The organism is Mycobacterium sp. SMC-11, from assembly GCF_046250095.1.
GTDB classification, from domain to species: domain Bacteria; phylum Actinomycetota; class Actinomycetes; order Mycobacteriales; family Mycobacteriaceae; genus Mycobacterium; species Mycobacterium heraklionense_A.
The window spans coordinates 3,264,792-3,284,542 of record NZ_CP176430.1; the positions used below are offsets into that span (position 1 = coordinate 3,264,792).

The window sequence follows — 19,751 nt, forward strand, 5'->3', positions numbered from 1 at the left end:
GATAAGTCCGAGCGGATGGTCCCCGGCGCAATCGCCACCGAGAGTCAGGTGCCTCGGTTGAGGTTGAGCTGAAACGGAGGCGGGCCAGGACTTTCGTCCTGGCCCGTCCCGCTTCGGTGGAGCTGCCGGGAATCGAACCCGGGTCCTACGGCATTCCCTCAAGACTTCTCCGTGCGCAGTTCGCTATGTCTCTACTTGGATCTCCCGGTCACGCGAACAAGCCGAGATGACGATCCCAGTCGCTGTTGGTGTCCCGATACATCCCGCGACCGGACGTATCGGTGGATCCCTCTAGTCGATGCCAGGGTCCGGGCCGAGGGAGCTCCCGGTCTGACAGGCCCGCCTCGCTTAGGCAGCGAGGGCGAAGTCGCTCTGAAGAGCGACCTTAGCCGGCGTAAGTGCCTTGGCGCTTACTTGTTTACAGCGACGCTTACGGTGGTCTCCTGCCTGCACCGGCACGCTTCCCTTGATTCGACACACGCAGTCGAAACCTTTCAGCCCCCTGTCTTGGGTAATTGCCACCGAACCTCGGCGGACACTTCATGGTACGCGGTTCCAACGACAGACCCACGCCCGTTCATTCCTTCGGCGTCGCACCGTCACCGCGCGGTGATCATCGCCACCGCCACCGCTGCCAGCACCATGCCGAGTACCTGTCCGCGGTGGACCCGCTCGCGCAGCACCACAATCGCCAGCACCACCGTGACCGCGGGAAACAGCGAGATCAGCACGCTGGCCAACGACAGGTCCGATCCGCGCAGCGCAAGCAGCATCGCGACATTGGCTGCGGTGTCCGACAGCCCCGCCACCAGCGCCAGCTTCAACGGCCTGCCGGTGGGCACGCGCAATTCACGCGCCCCGGTCGCCGCACTGAACACCAGCACGGCGGCGGCCACCCGCGCGAACGCCAACGGCCACAGCCCGGAGTCGTCTGGCGCCTCGTGGATGAACACGAAGTCCAACCCGAACGCCACGCCGGCTCCCACGGTCAGCCAGGCCACCTTGCGGGTGAAGCGGTGCGGCCGGATGTCTTCGTCGGTGGCTTGGCGGCTCACCAGGACCACCGCCAACAGCGCCAGCACGATCCCGCCGTCGGCCACCGTCCCGGGCCGCTCCCCCATGACGAAACCGACCGCTACCGGAACCCCGGCCGTCAGCACCGCCGAAATCGGAGACACCACCGAGATGGGCCCGGCACCCAACGCGGCGTAGAACCACCAGCCACCCAGCCCCAGCGCCACACCGGAGGCCAGGCCCCAGCCGATCGCACCCGCGGGAATCGGTCCGCCCACCGCGACCGCGAGAGTGCCCAGCAACACCAGCGCCACCGGGTAAGAGACCAACACCACCCGCAGTGCGGGTACGCGGCGTGCGGCCAGGCCCCCAGCGAAATCGCTGACCCCGAAGCCGGCCGCTGATAACAGCGCTAGGACGGCGCCGGTCACATGCCCTTGGCGCGCCGGCCCAGCGCCCGAGTGACTTCCCGTTGCGCGTCGCGCTTGGCGAGATCCTGCCGCTTGTCGTGGGCCTGCTTACCGCGCGCCAGCGCCAATTCGACCTTTACCTTGCCTTCGGTGAAATACACCGACAACGGCACCAGGGTGAGGTTGCCGTCGCGGATTTTGCCGATCAGCATGTCGATCTGGCGTCGATGCAACAGCAGCTTGCGGGTGCGGCGCGGCTCGTGATTGGTCCAGGTCCCATGGTGGTACTCGGGAATGTGCATGTTGCGCAACCACACTTCGCCGTCGTCGACGGTAGCGAACGCATCGACCAATGAGGCCTGACCGGCCCGCAGGCTCTTCACCTCGGTGCCCACCAGCGACACCCCAGCCTCGTACACGTCGAGAATCGAGTAGTTGTGGCGTGCTTTGCGATTCGACGCAACGATCTGTTTGTCCGGCTTCTTCTTGCTGCCCTTGTCCGCCGCTTTCTTAGCCATCGCTACCGCCGCACATAGAGCCGAAGCGTCACGTACGCGGTCGCTCCGGCCATCGCCGCGCCCAACAGCAGCAGGATCGGCGAGATGTAGAGGATGTCGGCATAGTCGATCCGCGCGATCAGATGCGCTTGATAGAACTGGCTGAGCGCATTGTCGAGGAACGCCGCTCGCACTACCAAGAGCCCGATGATCGCGATGATCACGCCCACCGTCGCGGCCAGCACCGCCTCCACCAAGAACGGCAGCTGGGTATACCAGCGACTGGCACCCACCAGTCGCATGATCGAGACCTCAGTGCGCCGCGTGTAGGCGGCGACCTGAACCATGTTGGCGATCAACAGCACCGCCCCCACCGCCTGCACCAGGGCGACCGCGAACGCAGCACTGCTCAGGCCGTCGAGAACGGCGAACAGCCGGTCGATCAACTTCTTCTGGTTGAGCACGCTGAGCACGCCCGGCTGGCCCTGCATCGCGGCGTCGAAATCCTTGCTCTGCTCCGGATTCTCCAGCTTGACGATGAACGACGCCGGGAAGGAGTCCTTGCTCGCCACGTCCTTGAACTCGGGGAACTTGCGGATGGCGTCGGCATACGCGTCATCAGAATTGAGGTAGCGCACCGACTTCACGTCATCGCGAGTCTCGATCTGTTCACGCAGCGCCTTACACGCCTGGCCCTCGCAGTTCGGGTCATCGGCGGCGACGTCGGGGTTCAGGAACACCTGCGACTCCACCCGGTCCAGGTAGATGCTGCGGGACTGGTCGGCCAGGCGCACCACCAGCAGACCACCGCCGAACAGTCCGATCGAGATGGCCGTGGTGAGAATCATCGCCACCGTCATGGTGACGTTGCGACGCAGGCCGGTCAGGACCTCGTTGAACAGGAATCCAAAGCGCACGTCAGCGGTCCATTCCGTAGACACCGCGCTGTTCGTCGCGCACCAGCCGTCCCAGTGATAGTTCGACGACGCGCTGGCGCATCGAGTCGACGATGTGGTGGTCGTGGGTCGCCATCAGCACCGTGGTTCCGGTGCGGTTGATCCGCTCCAGCAGGTCCATGATGTCCTCACTCGTCTCCGGGTCCAGGTTTCCGGTCGGCTCGTCGGCCAGCAGCACGAGGGGCCGGTTGACGAAGGCCCGGGCGATCGCCACCCGCTGTTGCTCACCACCGGACAGCTCGCCCGGCAGCCGGTTCGCTTTGCCGGACAACCCGACCATCTCCAGAACCTCGGGGACCACCCGGTTGATCATCTCCGGCTTCTTGCCGATCACCTCGAGGGCGAACGCGACATTCTCGAACACGGTCTTCTGCTGCAGCAACCGGAAGTCCTGGAACACGCATCCGAGCACCTGCCGCAGGCTGGGGATGTGGCGACCGGCCAGCTTGTTGACATGAAACTTCGACACCTGAATGTCACCCGACGTGGGCGTCTCCTCGGCCAGCAGCAGCCGCATGAACGTCGACTTGCCCGAGCCGGACGGGCCGATCAGGAATACGAACTCGCCCTTGTCGATCTTGACGTTGACATTGTCCAGGGCCGGACGGGCCGACGATTTGTACTGCTTGGTGACATGGTCGAGCGTGATCATCACGGCACGCAGTTTAACCGTGCGAGGCGCCCGGACCGGGCGGGGACGCGGGTGTAGGCGGCCCAGGAACGGGCTGGCGAGCATCCGGTGGTGCCGTAGCGGGCGGCTCGGGCGCCGGTGGGATCGGTCCGGGTTCCTCCGGCGGAGCCGGGGCCGGCGGCGGACACAGCGGCGGGCAGAACGGGAATCCCGGCACCGGGGTCGGGGTCGGCGGTTCGCCTGGTGGCGGCTCCGGCGGGGCGGGGGGCTCGGTGGTGGTCGGTGTGGGTGTGACGGTCTCGGTGATGGTCACCGGCGGCTGTTGCAGCTTGGTGCGCGGCACCCAGGTATAGGCCGGATCGGGGATAAATCCTGGCGGCACCACCTGCGGGGCCGGCGGCGGCGTCGGCTCCTCCCGGTAGGTGTCGTAGACCCACCACACCGCCACAAAGGCGATGATCAGCGCCACCGTCGAGGTGCGGACCCGGCCGCCGAACAAGTGCGCCGGCAGTTTCCATCGCTTGGTGTCCGCCGGCTCTGCCTTCGCCGGGGCGTCATCGGGCTTTCTGATGCTGAGTTTCACAGCGTCTCCACCGGCTTCACATCACCGGCGGTAACCACGCCGGCCGACGCCAGTGCCCGCACCACCTGGATGCGCAGCCGGCGTCCCACCTCGAATTGCTTGCCGGGCAGGGTGCGGGCCACCATCCGCAGGTTGACGACACCGAGCTCGATGCTCTCCACCCCCATGATCGACGGCTGGTCCAACAGCAGATCCCGCAGCGGGGCGTCGGCCTCGCGGGCGTTCTCACACACCTGGTGCAGCACCTCGTTGACCCGGGTCAAGTCGGCGCTGGTCGGCACCGGGATGTCGACGACGGCGCGCGCCCAGTCCTTGGACAGGTTCAACGACCGGACGATGTTGCCGTTCGGCACGTTGTAGACCTCGCCGTTGGGGGTGCGCAGCTTCGTCACCCGCAGCGTGACCTCCTCGACGGTCCCGAGCGCCTCGGTCGGCGCGCCCGCCATCGACAGCTGCACCAGATCGCCGAAGCCGTACTGCTTTTCGGTAATGATGAAGAATCCGCTCAGCAGGTCCTGCACCAGCTTTTGGGCGCCGAAACCGATCGCGCCACCTAGCACCGCGGCCGGCCCCACCAGAGAGCCGACCGGAATATCGAGGATGCTGGTGATCTGAACGGCGACCATCACGCACAGCAGCACCACCGAGACCCACGAGATCACCGAGGCGACAGCCTGACGGTGCTTGGAGGCTTCGGAACGCACCAGGGCGTCGCTGGCTTGGAAGCCTCGCTCCAGCCGCCGAGTGACGCGACGTGCCGCCCAGGTGATGAACCGCGATGCCAGTGCTGCCCCGATCAGCAGCAGGACGATCCGCAAGCCCTTGGTGATGACCCACTCGCCGATCTGACCGCGCCACAAGTCATGCCAGCGCTGTCCCGGGGAGAAGGCCAAGACCATGCGCTCAGTCGCCTTCGGGCCTGTTGCGCCAGCGGATTCCGGCCTCGAGGAATCCGTCGATGTCACCGTCGAGCACTGCGGCCGGGTTGCCCACTTCGTATTCGGTGCGCAGGTCCTTGACCATCTGGTACGGGTGCAGCACGTAGGAGCGCATCTGGTTGCCCCACGAACTGCCGCCGTCGCCCTTGAGCGCGTCCATCTCGGCTCGCTCCTCGGACCGCTTGCGTTCCATCAGCTTGGCCTGCAGCACCCGCATCGCCGAAACCTTGTTCTGCAGCTGCGACTTTTCGTTCTGGCAGGTGACGACGATCCCGGTGGGGATGTGGGTGAGCCGCACCGCGGAGTCGGTGGTGTTCACCGACTGCCCGCCCGGCCCGCTGGAGCGGTACACGTCGACCCGGACATCGCCCTCGGGGATGTCGATGTGATCGGTGGTCTCCACCACTGGCAGCACCTCGACCTCGGCGAACGACGTCTGCCGGCGCCCCTGGTTGTCGAACGGGCTGATCCGCACCAGCCGGTGGGTGCCCTGCTCCACCGAGAGGGTGCCGTAGGCGAAGGGCGCGTGCACCGCGAACGTGGCGCTCTTGATCCCGGCCTCTTCGGCGTAGGAGGTGTCGAAAACCTCGACGCCGTATTTGTGCTGCTCGGCCCAGCGGATGTACATCCGCATCAACATCTCGGCCCAGTCCGCGGCGTCCACGCCGCCCGCACCGGAGCGGATCGTGACCAGCGCCTCGCGCTCGTCGTACTCACCCGAGAGCAGGGTGCGCACTTCCATGGCGTCGATGTCCTCGCGGAGCTTGGCCAGTTCAGCGTCGGCATCGGCGACCGCTTCAGTCTGGCTGGCGCCGGTTTCTTCGGCCGCCAACTCGTAGAGCACCGGGAGGTCGTCGACGCGTTGGCGCAGCTCCTCTACCCGGCGCAGCTCGGCCTGCGCGTGTGACAGCTCGCTGGTGACCTTCTGGGCGCGCGTCTGGTCATCCCACAGATTCGGGTCGGACGCGTCGCGTTCGAGATCGGTGATACGGCTGCGCAGTCCGTCGACATCCAACACCCGCTCCACCGTGGTCAAAGTGGTGTTGAGGGCGTCGATGTCGGGCTGGCGGTCTGGTTCCACGTTTATCGAGGTTACCGGCGGCCGTCGGCGAGCTACCTCTAGCATCGGGGTTACGCGGGTGCATGAACGACTTCCGACTCCGAAAGAAGGTTCGAGGATGCGGCCCTACCACGTCGCGATCGTCGGCTCCGGTCCCTCCGGCTACTTCGCTGCGGCGTCGCTGCTGAAGCTGGCTGCCGGCGGTGAGGTCGACGTGCGCGTCGACATGCTGGAGATGCTGCCGACGCCGTGGGGCCTGGTGCGCTCGGGAGTGGCGCCGGATCACCCGAAGATCAAGTCGATCAGTGCGCAGTTCGAGAAGACCGCAGCCGATCCTCGGTTCCGGTTCTACGGCAACGTCACCGTCGGCGAGCACGTCATGCCCGAGGAACTGGCCGAGCGCTACGACGCGGTGATCTACGCGATCGGCGCGCAGTCGAATCGGCAGCTGGGTATTCCCGGGGAAGATCTGCCCGGCAGCGTCGCCGCGGTGGACTTCGTCGGCTGGTACAACGCCCACCCGCACTTCACCGACCATGCACCGGATCTGACCTGCAAGCGCGCCATCGTGGTAGGCAACGGCAACGTGGCCCTGGATGTGGCCCGCATCCTGGTCAGCCAGCCTGACGAGCTGCGCCGCACCGATATCGCCGACCACGCGCTGGACCGGCTGGGTCCGCGCGGCATCGAAGAGGTGGTGATCATCGGTCGGCGCGGCCCGCTGCAGGCCACCTTCACCAGCCCGGAGCTACGCGAACTCGGCGATCTCAAGGGTCTCGACGATGTCGACGTGGTGATCGACGCCGCTGAGTTCGCCGGCATCACCGACGAAGACATCGAGGCGGCCGCCAAGCATCCCAAGCAGAACGTCAAGGTGCTGCGCACCTATGTCGGACGTGATTTGCGCCCGGGCCATCGCCGGATCGTGTTCCGGTTCTGTACATCTCCGATCGAGATTCGCGGCGACGGCCGGGTCGAGGAAATCGTGCTGGGACGCAACGAGCTGACGACCGACGAGAACGGTCGGGTCAGCGCCAACGACACCGGTGAGCGCGAGGTTCTGCCGGCCCAGTTGGTGGTGCGCTCGGTCGGATATCGCGGCGTGCCGATGCCGGGACTGCCGTTCGACGAACGCAGCTGCACCATTCCGCACACCGACGGCCGCATCGAAGGCACCAGCAATCAGTACGTGGTCGGATGGATCAAGCGTGGGCCATCCGGGGTGATCGGTTCCAACAAGAGCGACTCGCAGGCCACCGTCGACACCCTTGCCGCCGATCTGGCCGCCCGGGCAGGGCAAACCGGGCTTCCCGACGTCGACGACGACTACGAAGCCCAACTGCACCGGTGGTTGCTGTCGCGCCAACCGGAACTGGTCACCGCCGAGCACTGGCAGCTGATCGACGCCCACGAGCGCTCCACCGGTGAGCCGCACGGCCGGCCCCGGGTCAAGCTGGCAAACGTCGCCGAGATGCTGCGGATCGGGCATGGCCTGAGTTCGGACGAGCAGTGTCCCGAGTGTGACTCCGGCGACCTGACGTGCTGCACAGTGCCAGTGCCGGAGTCACACTCGCGGTAGTTACCGGTTGGATTCGGCCACGGTCATCCGCCACACGATCGGATATGCGGTAAGGAAGCCCAACCACATTCCGACCCACATGAGCAGCCAGAACGCCATCGTCGCGTGGCCGTAGTGCAACACGAAGGCCACCAGCATCATGACGGCACCCATGCCGACGTCGAACGCGAGGACCGCCGGCACCGAGATCCGCACGGCCTTCCACAACCGCCTGCGCACCGTTTGGTCGCCCGCGGAATGCGCCAGGACGTGGTATTCGAAGGCGGTCAGCAGCGGCAGCGCGAAAACGGCGATCAGCAGGACCATCGGCCACACGGCCCTACCGGCAATGGTTATGCCGGCACCCATGACTATGGGCACCGCTAGACCGTGGCCGATGAAGGAGGCCACGCCGCCAGGGATGGTGTGGAGCGCCACGGTGGCCGGCCGCCCCAACTTCGGGCGGCGTCCATGTTGCTCCTGCCATCGTGGCGTGGACGGCCGTCCCCATCTGCAGTAGGCCCACAGCGCCAGCGGACCCGCATAGATCGCGGTGATGGCCCAGACGGCGCCCATCGCCGGTATCGGTTGCCGATACCGGCGCAGGTAGATGTCGGCGAGGATGACCAACGCAATGAGTGCGCCGACGACGGTGACCAACCAACCGGTCACCGTCACCCAGGTCGGCGGCCCCGCCATGTCGGCCATCCCCGTCATTCCGGCGTGCTCGGGGTACCTCATGCCATGACCTCTACGGCGACAAGGCGTGTGGCTTGCCGGCCTCGCCGGGCAAGCACGGTTAGTGAAGGCAGCCCGCTACCCCCAGCTCCGATGGTCACGGCCTTCGGCCTGGATTTGGGCGCAAGAATGTACCGCGCAATGTTCATGTGGTTCTCGTTTCTGCATCGTCAGCCGCGAACAGTGCGCGGCAAAGGAAAGTGAATAGGCACAGCGCCAGAGTCGGCGGGCGCACCGAAGTGCACCGCTCTAGCGCTGACCTATCAGCAACGACAGATGCAGATGCGGGCCAAGATGTTTCGGCCCAGGTAATCGTTGACAGCTCTAACAGGAAGCGGGGGATCCCGTGTCCCAGCCATCACCGGCCCGGCGAACGGGGCGACCATCGCCGCCACCGCGACGATGACCAACAGCGCGACAAAACCGGCCGCTTGGCATGCCTGTAATACGGCAGCACCCAGATCAGCGCACTTATGAGCACACAAATGGGTCAGCGTGGCACCGTGTCCTGCAGTAGCGACCGCATGATCGGAGGCGTAGCCGACCGCACTGATCACCGAGGAAGGCGTTCCGGGGATCTCGGTCCCTGACTGCGCCGCATGACAGCATGAAACAACACCGAGAAGCCATGAAACAGCTACTGCGACACCGATGATGTGTCGCAGTGCGGGATGCAAATGCATCTTCCGATGGCGCATAGCGCTACCAAGGTAGCCCACGCCGCCGCCACTGTCGCCTCGGCCACCGCGGTTAGTGGTCGCCGACGTCAGTCTCCTGTCGGCCCGCTCAGATTCCAGTTGTCCGGATTGCGCGGTGAATACCGCACCGGCAGCAGGTCACCCACGCTCGGCCATTTGCTGACGTCGATCGCGTAGCGCTGGTAGACCTCGTGCTCATCGACCGTGGGTCCATGCAGGACACCGGTGATGGTGACGTATTGCGCGCCGGTCGCCTCGGGCCGCGGGCTGACGCCGGTGACCAGGACGGTGCCGTCCTGGGCGCCCGCACCCGGCCCCGAGCGCAGGAACCGCGGCGCGAGGAACACCGCCAGAACCGCCAACAGCAACAGCAGTGCCCCGAACTCCCACATGCGGCCATGGTAGGACTTTCGCCATGGCGCAGATCAACGACAATCTCGACTCGCAGCTTCACGAAGACCTCACACTGGCCCTGGCTCTGGCCGACCGGGCGGACGAAATCACGCTGGCGCGGTTCGGCGCACTCGACCTGCGGGTCGACACCAAGCCCGACCTGACCCCGGTAACCGACGCCGACCAGGCGGTCGAAACCGCACTGCGCGAAGTGCTGGTCGCCGAGCGTGCCGACGACCAGATCCTCGGCGAGGAATTCGGTGGCACCGCCACTTTCACTGGGCGCCAATGGATCATCGACCCGATCGACGGCACTAAGAACTTCGTACGCGGGGTGCCGGTGTGGGCCACCCTGATCGCGTTGCTCGAGGACGGCGTGCCGATCCTCGGGGTGGTCAGCGCCCCGGCGTTGCACCGGCGCTGGTGGGCGACGCGCGGCCAGGGCGCGTTCGGGTCGCACGCCGGCGCGCCGGCCCGACCGCTGTCGGTGTCCTCGGTGGCCGACGTGGGTTCGTCCAGCCTGACGTTCGCCGGGCTGAACTACTGGGCCGCGCGCGGGCTGCGGGAGCAGTTCCTCGGGTTGACCGAGGCGGTGTGGCGGGCACGGTCCTACGGCGACTTCTGGGCGTACTGCTTGGTCGCCGAGGGCGCTGTGGACGCCGCCATCGAGCCGGCGGTGTCGGTCTGGGATCTGGCCGCCGTCGACATCCTGGTGCGCGAAGCGGGCGGGGTGTTCACCGACCTGTCCGGTAACCCGGGCCCGCACGGCAACTGCGCCGTGGCCGCCAACCCCGCCCTGCACCGGCAGGTGCTGGCGGCGTTGACGCCGGAGTAAGCGGACGCCCGGCGGGGCCGGTGACGACTTGGTCACACCTTACTTCTGAGTCATCTTACTTCGGAGTAAGGTGGCCTCATCGATACCTTCCATCGAGTGAGGCTCTGACATGACTGATATCGCCCCCGCCACCAACGGCTCAAAGGTCCGGCTCAACAGCCGCGCCAGCGGCGTCGGGTCGGTTCCGCACAAGCGCAGCCCGATCGCGGCCGCACTGTCGTTCGTCACGCCACTGGTCAGCCAGGACTTTCTGGACCGCTACGGATTGCGGCAACCGCTCAACCGAGGGCTGAACTACGGCGTCAAGACGGTGTTCTCCGTCGCCGGAGCCTCCACCCGCCAGTTCAAGAAGGTCCAGGGCCTGGGCAAGGCCCCGGCGCGGCTCAGCGCCCCCGCCCGCAGCAAAGGTGGCGACTACTTCGACCTGACCCCCGATGATGACCAGCAGATGATCATCGACACGGTCGAGGAATTCGCGGCCGAGCTGCTGCGCCCGGCCGCCCACGACGCCGACGAAGCCCTCGACTACCCGCGCGAGCTGCTCGGCAAGGCCGCCGAGTTGGGCATCACCGCGATCAACATCCCGGAGGACTTCGACGGGATCGCCGCACACCGTTCCGCGGTCACCAACGTGCTGGTCGCCGAGGCGCTGGGCTACGGCGACATGGGCCTGGCGCTGCCGATCCTGGCCCCCGGCGGGGTGGCTTCGGCGTTGACCCACTGGGGCAGCGCGGACCAGCAGGCCACCTACCTGCCCGAGTTCGCCGGCGAGAAGGTCCCCCAGGCCTGTGTCGCGATCGTCGAGCCGCAGCCGTTGTTCGACCCGACCAACCTCAAGACGACCGCGGTGCGCACGCCCAGCGGCTACCGGCTCGACGGCGTGAAGTCGTTGGTGGTGGCCGCCGCCGACGCTGAGCTGTTCATCGTGGCCGCCCAGCTCAACGGCAAGCCCGCGCTGTTCATCGTCGAGTCCTCGACGCCGGGCCTGACGGTGAAGGCCGACCCCAGCATGGGTCTGCGCGCCGCCGCCCTGGGCCAGCTCGAGCTGAACCAGGTTTCGGTGCCGCTGAGCGCCCGCCTCGGCGAGGAAGCCGCGACCGATTCCGACTACTCGCAGGCCATCGCGCTGTCCCGGCTGGGCTGGGCGGCGCTGGCGGTCGGCACCAGCCACGCGGTGCTCGACCACGTGATGCCCTACATCAAGGAGCGCGAGGCGTTCGGCGAGCCGATCGCCAACCGCCAGTCGGTGGCGTTCATGTGCGCCAACATCGCCATCGAGCTCGATGGCCTGCGGCTGCTGACCTGGCGCGGCGCCTCGCGCTGCGAGCAGGGCCTGCCCTTCATCCGGGAGGCCGCGCTGGCCAAGCGGATCGCAACCGACAAGGGCATGCAGATCGGTCTGGACGGGGTGCAGCTACTCGGCGGCCACGGCTACACCAAGGAACACCCGGTCGAGCGCTGGTACCGCGATCTGCGGGCACTCGGTGTCGCCGAGGGCGTCCTGGTCATCTGAGTCATCCAAGACATCAAGCAAACTCCGCTGCGAACACGAAAGTCTGATCATGGCAATCAATCTGGAACTGCCCCGCAAGCTGCAGGAAGTCATTGAGATGACCCATGCCGGGGCCGCCGAAATGCTGCGCCCCATCTCGCGCAAGTACGACGCGCGCGAGCACGCCTACCCGGTCGAGCTGGACACCCTGGAAACCCTGTTCGACGGGGTCTCCGGGGCCGGCGGCAACGCGATGGCCGGCGCCGAGGCCTTCCGCGACGCCGGCGAGCAGACCGGTAACCGCAACGCGGCCAACATGGCGGCAATGCTGCAGGTGCTCGAGATGAGTTGGGGTGATGTCGCTTTGATGCTGTCGGTGCCGTACCAGGGCCTCGGCAACGCGGCGATCTCCGGCGTGGCCACCGATGAGCAGCTCGCCCGGCTGGGCAAGGTGTGGGCCGCAATGGCCATCACCGAGCCGAGCTTCGGCTCCGACTCGGCCGCGGTGACCACGACGGCCACCCTCGACGGCGACGAGTACGTGATCAACGGCGAGAAGATCTTCGTCACCGCCGGATCACGCTGCACCCACATCGTGGTGTGGGCGACGCTGGACAAGGCGCTGGGGCGGGCGGCGATCAAATCGTTCATCGTGCCCCGCGAGCACCCCGGTGTCATCGTCGAGCGCCTGGAGCACAAGCTCGGCATCAAGGCCTCCGACACCGCGGTGATCCGGTTCGACAATGCCCGCATACCCAAGGACAACCTGCTGGGCAGCCCGGAGATCAACACCGAGAAGAGCTTCTCCGGGGTCATGGAGACCTTCGACAACACCCGCCCGATCGTGGCCGCCATGGCCGTCGGTGTCGCGCGGGCCGCGCTCGAAGAGCTGCGCAAGATGCTGACCGCCGCCGGCATCGAGATCTCCTACGACAAGCCGGCACACGCTCAGAGCGCGCCGGCCGCGGAGTTCCTGCGGATGGAGGCTGACTGGGAGTCGGCTAACCTGCTGACGCTGCGCTCGGCGTGGCAGGCCGACAACAGCATCCCCAACTCCAAAGAGGCGTCGATGGGCAAGGCCAAGGCCGGCCGGGTCGCCAGCGACATCACCCTCAAGGCGGTCGAAATGGCCGGCACCCTGGGCTACTCCGAGCAGATGCTGCTGGAGAAGTGGAGCCGCGACTCGAAGATCCTCGACATCTTCGAGGGCACCCAGCAGATCCAGCTGCTGGTGGTGGCCCGCCGGCTGCTGGGCCTGTCGTCGGCCGAGCTGAAGTAGCGTTCCTTCGCCGAGCAGTCGCGAAAGCCCCCAATTCCGCGCTGAAATGGGGGCCTTCGTGTCTGCTCGCGCCCTACGCCGGCGGTTGAATCAAAGGCCCGAAGCTGGCGCTGACGGCCTCGAGCGCCCGGGTGTCGCGCGCCGACAGCGCAATGACGAACGCACCCTGAATCAGCGCCAGCACGCCATGCGCAAGCTCGTCGGCGGAACGGTCGTCGCGCACGTCGCCGCGTTCCTGACCGGCCCGCATCAGCGCCCTCAGGGCGCCATGCCAACCGTCCAGCGCGGCACCGAGGGACGCCCGGAACGGCTCGGAGTCGGCCGCTAGCTCGGTGGAGAACTTGCCGGCCAGGCAAGCACGCTGGAAGCCCGACCGCACGAACGCTTGGGTGAGTTCGGCGAAGTAGCCGGTGAGTTTCTCAGTGGTACTGAGAGATTCATCGTCGGACCAGGTGGCCAGCGCGTCTAGCTGCATGTGCATGTAGCGATCCAGCACCGCCAGGCCGAACGCGTCCTTGGAACCGAAGTGGTGATAGAAGGAGCCCTTCGGCACCCCGGAGGCGGCCAAGATGGCGTCGACAGTGGTGCCGTGAAACCCGGACGCATAAAACGACCTCATGCCCTGGCGAAGCAGTCGCTCCTTGTGCGTCAGCGCTTTTGCCGGAGCCGCCATCGAATCCTCCACTCTTGACGATCTAGTCTAGACGATTTAGTCTAGCGCACGCACCCCAGCGTTCAGGGAGGACACGAGTGAGCTACGAAAACCTGACCGTCCGCCGCGACGGGCATGTGCAGATCATCGGCCTCAACCGGCCCGACAAACGCAACGCGTTCAACTCCGCAATGCTGCGTGAACTAGCCTCCGCCTACGGGGAATTCGACGCCGACGACAGCCTGCGCGCCGCCGTGCTCTACGGCGAGGGGCCGATGTTCACCGCCGGCCTGGATCTAGCCAGCGTCGCCGGCGACATCGCCAACAACGTCTCGCACGTTCCCGACGGCGGCATCAACCCGTGGCAGGTCGACGGCCGGCAACTGTCCAAACCGGTCGTCACCGCCGTGCACGGCAAGGTGCTGACACTGGGAATCGAGCTGATGCTGGCCGGCGACATCGCCGTCGCCGCCGAATCGGCCACCTTCGCACAACTGGAAATCGCCCGTGGCATATACCCCTTCGGCGGGGCCACGATCCGGTTCCCTCGGGCGGCCGGCTGGGGTAACGCCATGCGGTGGATCCTGACGGCCGACACCTTCGATGCCCGCGAGGCCCATCGCATCGGCATCGTGCAGGAGGTGGTGGCCGACGGCGAGCAGTTGACCCGCGCCATCGAGATCGCCCATACCATCGCCCGGCAGGCGCCGCTGGGCGTGCAGGCCACCCTGCGCAGCGCCCGCCAGGCGGTGCGCGACGGCGACGCCGCGGCCGAGGCTGCCCTGGTGCCTACCGTGCAGAAGCTGTTCGCCAGCGAGGACGCCGCCATCGGGGTGCAGGCGTTCCTGACCCGCAGCACCGCGGAGTTCGTCGGCCGCTGACTTCACGAGGGGCTCTTGCCCGGGACCAAAACAAAAAGTAACGTTACTTTTAGTTCTGGCCCGATATCCGCATGACCTCCCCGGGAGTCGCCGATGGAATCCTTCGTCCACCTGCGCAAAGGCACCACACCGCATCGCCTGCACGCCGATCTCGACGGCCTCAAGGACGACGAGCTGGGCCGTGGCGGCTTCACCGGCCGCACCGCCAACATGTACCGGCGCAACGACCCAACCGCCTACCGCGCCGACGGCCCACTGCGGCCCGTCGATGTGCTCGCCGCACTCCTGCAGCCGGCCGACGCCACCGACGCCGCCGGCGATCCGCTACTGCTGTTCAGCAACGCCGACTGCCGCATCCGGCTGTCCCGGCGCTCGGCCCCGATGCCGTTTCACATCCGCTACGTCGACGGCGACCTGCTCTGCTTCGTGCACACCGGATCCGGGCGGTTGGAGACCGAATTCGGCCCGCTGGACTACCGCGAAGGCGACTGGCTGTATCTGCCCAAGGCGACCACCTGGCGACAACTGCCCGCGGCCGAAACGACACTGCTGATGATCGAGGCCACCGACGAGTTTCGGGTTCCACCGCCCGGTCCGCTGGGCCGGCACTTCCCGTTCGACCCTTCCCTGGTCGTCATCCCGGATCCGGCCCCTTTCAACCCAGATCCGTTCGACGATGGACGCGACAGCTACCAGGTCCGGCTGATCCATGACGGCGGCCCGACAACGCTGCACTACCAACATCATCCGATCGATGTCGAAGGCTGGCGCGGCGACAACTTCGCGTTCTCGTTCAACATCGCCGACTACAACGTGGTGACGTCTGACAGCGTGCACCTACCCCCGACGGTGCATTTGTTCATGCAGGCCACCGGGGTGTACGTGATGAATTTCCTGCCCAAGCCCGCCGAAGGAGTGGCGGGCACCGAACGCACCCCGTGGTATCACCGCAACGTCGACTACGACGAGATCGCGTTCTTCCATGGTGGTTCGCTCTACGGAATCCCGATGCCACCCGGACTGATCAGCCACGCGCCGCAAGGCGTGCATCACGGTGCGCCGGAGAAGGCCCGCGAACGGTCGCGCCGAAAATTCGACGACTATCAGCGGGTGGACTGGCAGGTCATCGCCATCGACACTCGCCGCCGCCTCATCCCCTCCCCCGAAGTTCTCGCCGCCGACCTAGGACAGCACGCATGACCGCCAAACACGATTACGAGCGAATCCCCTACCTGATTGCCTACCAGAACAATTCGGGCGTCCGTGACGTCTACGGCGGGGTCGCCGAACTGGTAGTGCTGGAGAGCTACCTGCTACGGCCCAAGGACGCGCCGAGTGACACCGTGCTGGTGTTCATGCATCCGATCGGCGGCGGCGCCTACCTTCCGATGGTCAATGCGCTGGCCCGCGCCGGGCACCACGTCATCTACTGCAACAGCCGATTCCGCGGCACCGACTCGGCGCTGCTGATGGAGAAGGTGGTCGAAGACCTCGGCCAGTGCATCTCCGACGCCAAGAACCGCCTCGGCTACGCCAAGGTGGTGCTGGCCGGATGGAGCGGCGGGGGCTCGCTGTCGCTGTTCTACCAACAGCAAGCACAGCACCCGACGGTGACGGCCAGCCCGTCCGGTGACGGACCCGACCTGACCAAGCTGAACCTGATCCCGGCCGACGGCGTGATGCTGCTGGCCGCCCACATCAGCCGCCACGGCACGCTGACCGAATGGCTGGACGCCTCGATCCTCGACGAGTCCGACCCGACCAAACGCGACCCCGAACTGGATCTCTACAACCCGGACAACCCCAACCAGCCGCCCTACAGCGCGGAGTTCCTGGACCGCTACCGGGCCGCCCAGATCGACCGCAATCGCCGGATCACCAGCTGGGTCAAGGCGAAGCTCGCCGAGTTCACCGAGGCCGGCCTGCGCGATCAGGAGTTCGGGTTCGTCGTGCACGGCACCATGGCCGACCCGCGCTGGCTGGACCCCGCGGTCGATCCCAACGACCGCACCCCCGGCAGCTGCTACCTCGGCGAGCCCGCGGTGGTGAACATGAGCCCGGTCGGGTTGGCCCGGTTCTGCACGCTGCGCAGCTGGCTGTCGCAGTGGAGCTACGACGACGCCCACGGCGACGGAGTGGACTGCGGTCGCGACATCGCGGTGCCCACCCTGGTGATCGGCAACATGGCCGACGACGCCTGCACTCCCAGCCATACCCGCCGGCTCTTCGAGGCGATCGGCACCAGCGACAAGGCGATGCACGAAATCCCCGGGGCCAACCACTATTACGCCGGACCGGATCAGCGTGACGCGCTGCGACAGGCCGTGACGATCGTCAGTGATTGGCTGACCCAGCATGATTTCGTAGGCTCGACGGTATGACGCCAACTCCCGCGGGTGCGCTCGACGGAATCCGGGTTCTGGAGCTCGGCACGCTGATCTCCGGGCCGTTCGCCGGACGACTGCTCGGCGACATGGGCGCCGAGGTCATCAAGATCGAGTTGCCCGGCAAACCCGATCCGCTGCGCACCTGGGGACAGGCCGAACTCGACGGGCACCACTTCTTCTGGACCGTGCACGCCCGCAACAAGAAGGCCGCCACCCTCGACCTGCGTACCGAACGCGGCCGCGGGCTGTTCCTCGAGCTCGTCGACAAGTCCGACATCGTCGTGGAGAACTTCCGCCCCGGCACTTTGGAGCGCTGGGGTCTGGGCTTTGACACGCTGCGTCAACGCAATCGGGGAATCATCCTGGTACGAGTCTCCGGCTACGGACAGACCGGACCGGACGCCCACAAGGCCGGCTACGCCTCGGTCGCCGAGGCAGCCAGCGGGCTGCGGCACATGAACGGGTTTCCCGGCGGTCCGCCGCCACGGCTGGCCCTGTCCCTTGGCGACAGCCTCGCGGGCATGTTCGCCGCCCAAGGTGCCCTCGCCGCCCTCTACCGTCGCACGGTCACCGGCGAAGGCCAGGTGGTCGATGTCGCCCTCACCGAATCCTGTTTGGCCATCCAGGAATCCACCATTCCCGACTACGACGTCGGCGGCGTGGTACGCGGACCGTCAGGCACCCGGCTGGAAGGCATCGCCCCGTCGAACATCTACCAGTCGGCCGACGGCAGCTGGGTGGTGATCGCCGCCAACCAGGACACCGTGTTCGCCCGGCTCTGCCAGGCCATGGGACGGCCCGAGCTGATCACCGATCCGCGGTTCGCCGATCACGGTGCGCGCGGCCGCAATCAGGATGAGTTGGACGCGATCATCGGCGACTGGGCGGCGCAGCGGGCGCCCGACGCCATCATCGCGACGCTCAGCGATGCCGGGGTGATCTCCGGTCCCATCAACACCGTCGCCGAGGTCGTCAAAGACCCGCAACTGTGGGCGCGCGGCATGCTCGCCGAGCACTGGGACGAAGGCGCCGAGCGCACCGTGCTGGGACCCGGTGTCATGCCCGTGCTCTCCGAGAGCCCGGGCACCATCCGCAACGCCGGATCAGCCCGACCCGGCCAGCACAACGACGAGGTCTACGCCGGTCTGCTCGGCAAGAGCAGTGCACAGATCGACGCCCTACGCACCGAGGGGGTGCTGTGAGCACACTGCCCAGCCAGGTCGCGATCCGTGAGGTAGCGCTGCGCGACGGTCTGCAGATCGAGGCACCGATCCCGTTGAGCGCCAAGCTCGAACTGCTGGCCGCGATCGCGGCCACCGGCGTGCGCGAGGTCGAGGTGACCTCCTTCGTCTCCCCGACCAAGGTCCCGGCCCTCGCCGATGCGGCCGAGCTGGCCACCGAACTATGGCGCTACCCCGAACTAGAGTTCTCCGCGCTGGTCGCCAGCCCCGGCGGCGCAGTCCGGGCGGTAGCCGCCGGGCTGAAGTCCCTCGAGTACGTGGTGTGCGCCTCGGATGCCTTCAGCACCGCCAACGTGGGGCGTCCCACGGCGCAGGCGGTCGCAGCCATCGCCGACATCGCCGGTATCGCCCATGACGCCGGCGCCTCGGTCGAGGTCATCATCGCCACCGCCTGGGACTGCCCATTCGAAGGTCCGACCGAGCCCGGCCGCGTCACCGACATCGTCGCCTCGGCAAGCGCTTTCGGGATCGACCGGCTGGCCATCGCCGACACCATCGGCACGGCCACCCCCCGGCGCGTCACCGACCTGATCGCGGCGGTGCAGCCGATCATCGGCGACATCCCGCTGGGAGCGCACTTCCACAACACCCGCGGCTCCGGGCTGGCCTGCGCCTACGCGGCGGTTCAGGCGGGAATCACCCGGCTCGACGCCTCGGCCGGCGGCCTGGGCGGCTGCCCGTTCGCCCCTGGCGCCACCGGCAATATCGCCACCGAGGACCTGGTCTACCTGCTCGGCGACAGCGGCATCGACACCGGTATCGATCTGGATGCCGCGATCACCGCGGCCGGCGTGGCCAGCAGGGTGGTCGGCCACGGGCTGCCCAGCGCCCTGCTGGCCGCCGGAGACCGGAAGCGGGTCTGAGCGCCTCGATGTCCACCCAGCGTGAGCTCAGTTCGAAGGGACGCCTGACCCGCGGTGCGATCGAGCAGGCCGCCCGAGAACTGTTCGCCGAACGCGGATTTCACGGCACCACACTGGCCGACATCACGTCGGCCGCCGGAAAGTCCACGGCGGTGCTCTACCGGTACTTCCGCGACAAGGAAGATCTGCTGGCCGCGTTGGCCGAGTCGTTTCTCACCCAGGTGGTCGAGCCGTCCGGATTCAAGATGCGACTGCCGGAGTCCCCGGAGGACACCGAGTTCTTCTCGTCGGTGGTCAGCGCCTACTGGGCCATGTTCAAGCCGAACATCGGCGTCATGATCGCGGTCGCGCAACTGGCGGCGACCAGCGAGCGATTCGCCGCGCTGCAGAACGAGTTCCGGCGGTTCGGTATGGAGATCGTCGCCGCCTCGGTGCGGCGTGCACAACAGCAGGGTTACGGCGTCGAGCTCGACCCCGACCACATCGCGGCGGCCATCGCGCTGCTGTTCGAGAACTTCACCGTCGTGTTCGTCGGCCCGTCGGGGCCGGGATGGCGGATCAGTGACAGCGACGCCATCGAGACGCTGTCGACGATCTGGAGAAAGACCCTGTACGGCCGTTGATCGCTGACAACTGAAGGAATCG

The 19,751-nt window shown here is 66.9% G+C and carries 19 protein-coding genes, 1 other RNA gene and 1 pseudogene; 10 read left to right on the forward strand and 11 right to left on the reverse strand.

What is annotated here, in order from left to right; all coding sequences use genetic code 11:
* Positions 1-114 precede the first annotated feature (114 nt).
* The 8 genes from ssrA to prfB all read right to left on the reverse strand — a co-directional run bounded on the left by ssrA (position 115) and on the right by prfB (position 6,110).
* Positions 115-502: a transfer-messenger RNA gene (gene ssrA, locus ACKY0X_RS15460) on the reverse strand.
* 97 nt (positions 503-599) lie between these two features.
* Complete coding sequence (locus ACKY0X_RS15465) at positions 600-1,445, reverse strand: EamA family transporter (RefSeq protein ID WP_409426756.1); 846 nt, start codon at positions 1,443-1,445, stop codon at positions 600-602.
* Complete coding sequence (gene smpB, locus ACKY0X_RS15470; RefSeq protein ID WP_024442487.1) at positions 1,442-1,942, reverse strand: SsrA-binding protein SmpB; 501 nt, start codon at positions 1,940-1,942, stop codon at positions 1,442-1,444. The genes ACKY0X_RS15465 and smpB overlap by 4 nt, the downstream gene beginning before the upstream one ends.
* Before the next feature lie 2 nt (positions 1,943-1,944).
* Positions 1,945-2,838: a permease-like cell division protein FtsX gene (ftsX, locus tag ACKY0X_RS15475; protein WP_409426757.1), complete on the reverse strand. Its 894-nt coding sequence runs from the start codon at positions 2,836-2,838 to the stop codon at positions 1,945-1,947.
* 1 nt (position 2,839) lies between these two features.
* The gene (ftsE, locus tag ACKY0X_RS15480; RefSeq protein ID WP_046284564.1) at positions 2,840-3,529 is read right to left on the reverse strand and encodes a cell division ATP-binding protein FtsE; all 690 of its coding nucleotides are present in this window, start codon (positions 3,527-3,529) and stop codon (positions 2,840-2,842) included.
* A 13-nt stretch (positions 3,530-3,542) separates the two neighbouring features.
* Positions 3,543-4,079, reverse strand: coding sequence for a hypothetical protein (locus ACKY0X_RS15485; RefSeq protein WP_409429652.1), 537 nt, complete (start codon positions 4,077-4,079; stop codon positions 3,543-3,545).
* An 8-nt stretch (positions 4,080-4,087) separates the two neighbouring features.
* Entirely contained in the window at positions 4,088-4,990 is a 903-nt protein-coding gene (locus ACKY0X_RS15490) for a mechanosensitive ion channel family protein (RefSeq protein ID WP_046284562.1), read from the reverse strand.
* A gap of 4 nt (positions 4,991-4,994) precedes the next feature.
* The gene (gene prfB, locus ACKY0X_RS15495) at positions 4,995-6,110 is read right to left on the reverse strand and encodes a peptide chain release factor 2 (protein ID WP_046284561.1); all 1,116 of its coding nucleotides are present in this window, start codon (positions 6,108-6,110) and stop codon (positions 4,995-4,997) included.
* Positions 6,111-6,207: 97 nt separating this feature from the next.
* Between prfB and ACKY0X_RS15500 the strand changes: the two are divergent.
* Positions 6,208-7,578: pseudogene (locus ACKY0X_RS15500) on the forward strand (FAD-dependent oxidoreductase); the annotation flags it as partial.
* A 90-nt stretch (positions 7,579-7,668) separates the two neighbouring features.
* Here the strand turns inward: ACKY0X_RS15500 and ACKY0X_RS15505 are convergent.
* Both ACKY0X_RS15505 and ACKY0X_RS15510 read right to left on the reverse strand, forming a co-directional pair.
* Complete coding sequence (locus ACKY0X_RS15505) at positions 7,669-8,388, reverse strand: DUF4396 domain-containing protein (RefSeq protein WP_409426758.1); 720 nt, start codon at positions 8,386-8,388, stop codon at positions 7,669-7,671.
* A 763-nt stretch (positions 8,389-9,151) separates the two neighbouring features.
* Complete coding sequence (locus ACKY0X_RS15510; RefSeq protein WP_409426759.1) at positions 9,152-9,475, reverse strand: hypothetical protein; 324 nt, start codon at positions 9,473-9,475, stop codon at positions 9,152-9,154.
* A 23-nt stretch (positions 9,476-9,498) separates the two neighbouring features.
* Between ACKY0X_RS15510 and hisN the strand changes: the two genes are divergently transcribed.
* The 3 genes from hisN to ACKY0X_RS15525 all read left to right on the forward strand — a co-directional run bounded on the left by hisN (position 9,499) and on the right by ACKY0X_RS15525 (position 13,082).
* Positions 9,499-10,311, forward strand: coding sequence for a histidinol-phosphatase (hisN, locus tag ACKY0X_RS15515; RefSeq protein ID WP_409426760.1), 813 nt, complete (start codon positions 9,499-9,501; stop codon positions 10,309-10,311).
* 109 nt (positions 10,312-10,420) lie between these two features.
* Positions 10,421-11,824, forward strand: coding sequence for an acyl-CoA dehydrogenase family protein (locus ACKY0X_RS15520; RefSeq protein WP_046284558.1), 1,404 nt, complete (start codon positions 10,421-10,423; stop codon positions 11,822-11,824).
* A 49-nt stretch (positions 11,825-11,873) separates the two neighbouring features.
* A complete protein-coding gene (locus ACKY0X_RS15525; RefSeq protein WP_046284557.1) occupies positions 11,874-13,082 on the forward strand; it encodes an acyl-CoA dehydrogenase family protein in 1,209 nt (402 codons plus the stop codon).
* Between the two features lie 73 nt (positions 13,083-13,155).
* Here the strand turns inward: ACKY0X_RS15525 and ACKY0X_RS15530 are convergent, their stop codons facing one another.
* Positions 13,156-13,755, reverse strand: a complete 600-nt coding sequence (locus ACKY0X_RS15530) for a TetR/AcrR family transcriptional regulator (protein ID WP_409426761.1) — start codon at positions 13,753-13,755, stop codon at positions 13,156-13,158.
* Positions 13,756-13,832: 77 nt separating this feature from the next.
* Between ACKY0X_RS15530 and ACKY0X_RS15535 the strand changes: the two genes are divergently transcribed.
* The 6 genes from ACKY0X_RS15535 (at position 13,833) to ACKY0X_RS15560 (ending at position 19,729) form a co-directional block, all read left to right on the forward strand.
* Positions 13,833-14,615, forward strand: coding sequence for a crotonase/enoyl-CoA hydratase family protein (locus tag ACKY0X_RS15535; protein ID WP_409426762.1), 783 nt, complete (start codon positions 13,833-13,835; stop codon positions 14,613-14,615).
* 93 nt (positions 14,616-14,708) lie between these two features.
* Positions 14,709-15,815: a homogentisate 1,2-dioxygenase gene (locus ACKY0X_RS15540; protein WP_409426763.1), complete on the forward strand. Its 1,107-nt coding sequence runs from the start codon at positions 14,709-14,711 to the stop codon at positions 15,813-15,815.
* Positions 15,812-16,996: an alpha/beta hydrolase family protein gene (locus ACKY0X_RS15545; RefSeq protein WP_409426764.1), complete on the forward strand. Its 1,185-nt coding sequence runs from the start codon at positions 15,812-15,814 to the stop codon at positions 16,994-16,996. Before ACKY0X_RS15540 ends, ACKY0X_RS15545 begins: the two co-directional genes overlap by 4 nt.
* The gene (locus ACKY0X_RS15550) at positions 16,993-18,204 is read left to right on the forward strand and encodes a CaiB/BaiF CoA transferase family protein (RefSeq protein WP_409426765.1); all 1,212 of its coding nucleotides are present in this window, start codon (positions 16,993-16,995) and stop codon (positions 18,202-18,204) included. The genes ACKY0X_RS15545 and ACKY0X_RS15550 overlap by 4 nt, the downstream gene beginning before the upstream one ends.
* Positions 18,201-19,106 (forward strand): hydroxymethylglutaryl-CoA lyase, encoded by a 906-nt coding sequence (locus ACKY0X_RS15555; protein ID WP_409426766.1) that lies wholly within the window; start codon positions 18,201-18,203, stop codon positions 19,104-19,106. Before ACKY0X_RS15550 ends, ACKY0X_RS15555 begins: the two co-directional genes overlap by 4 nt.
* 8 nt (positions 19,107-19,114) lie before the next feature.
* Positions 19,115-19,729 (forward strand): TetR/AcrR family transcriptional regulator, encoded by a 615-nt coding sequence (locus ACKY0X_RS15560; protein WP_409426767.1) that lies wholly within the window; start codon positions 19,115-19,117, stop codon positions 19,727-19,729.
* Positions 19,730-19,751 lie beyond the last annotated feature (22 nt).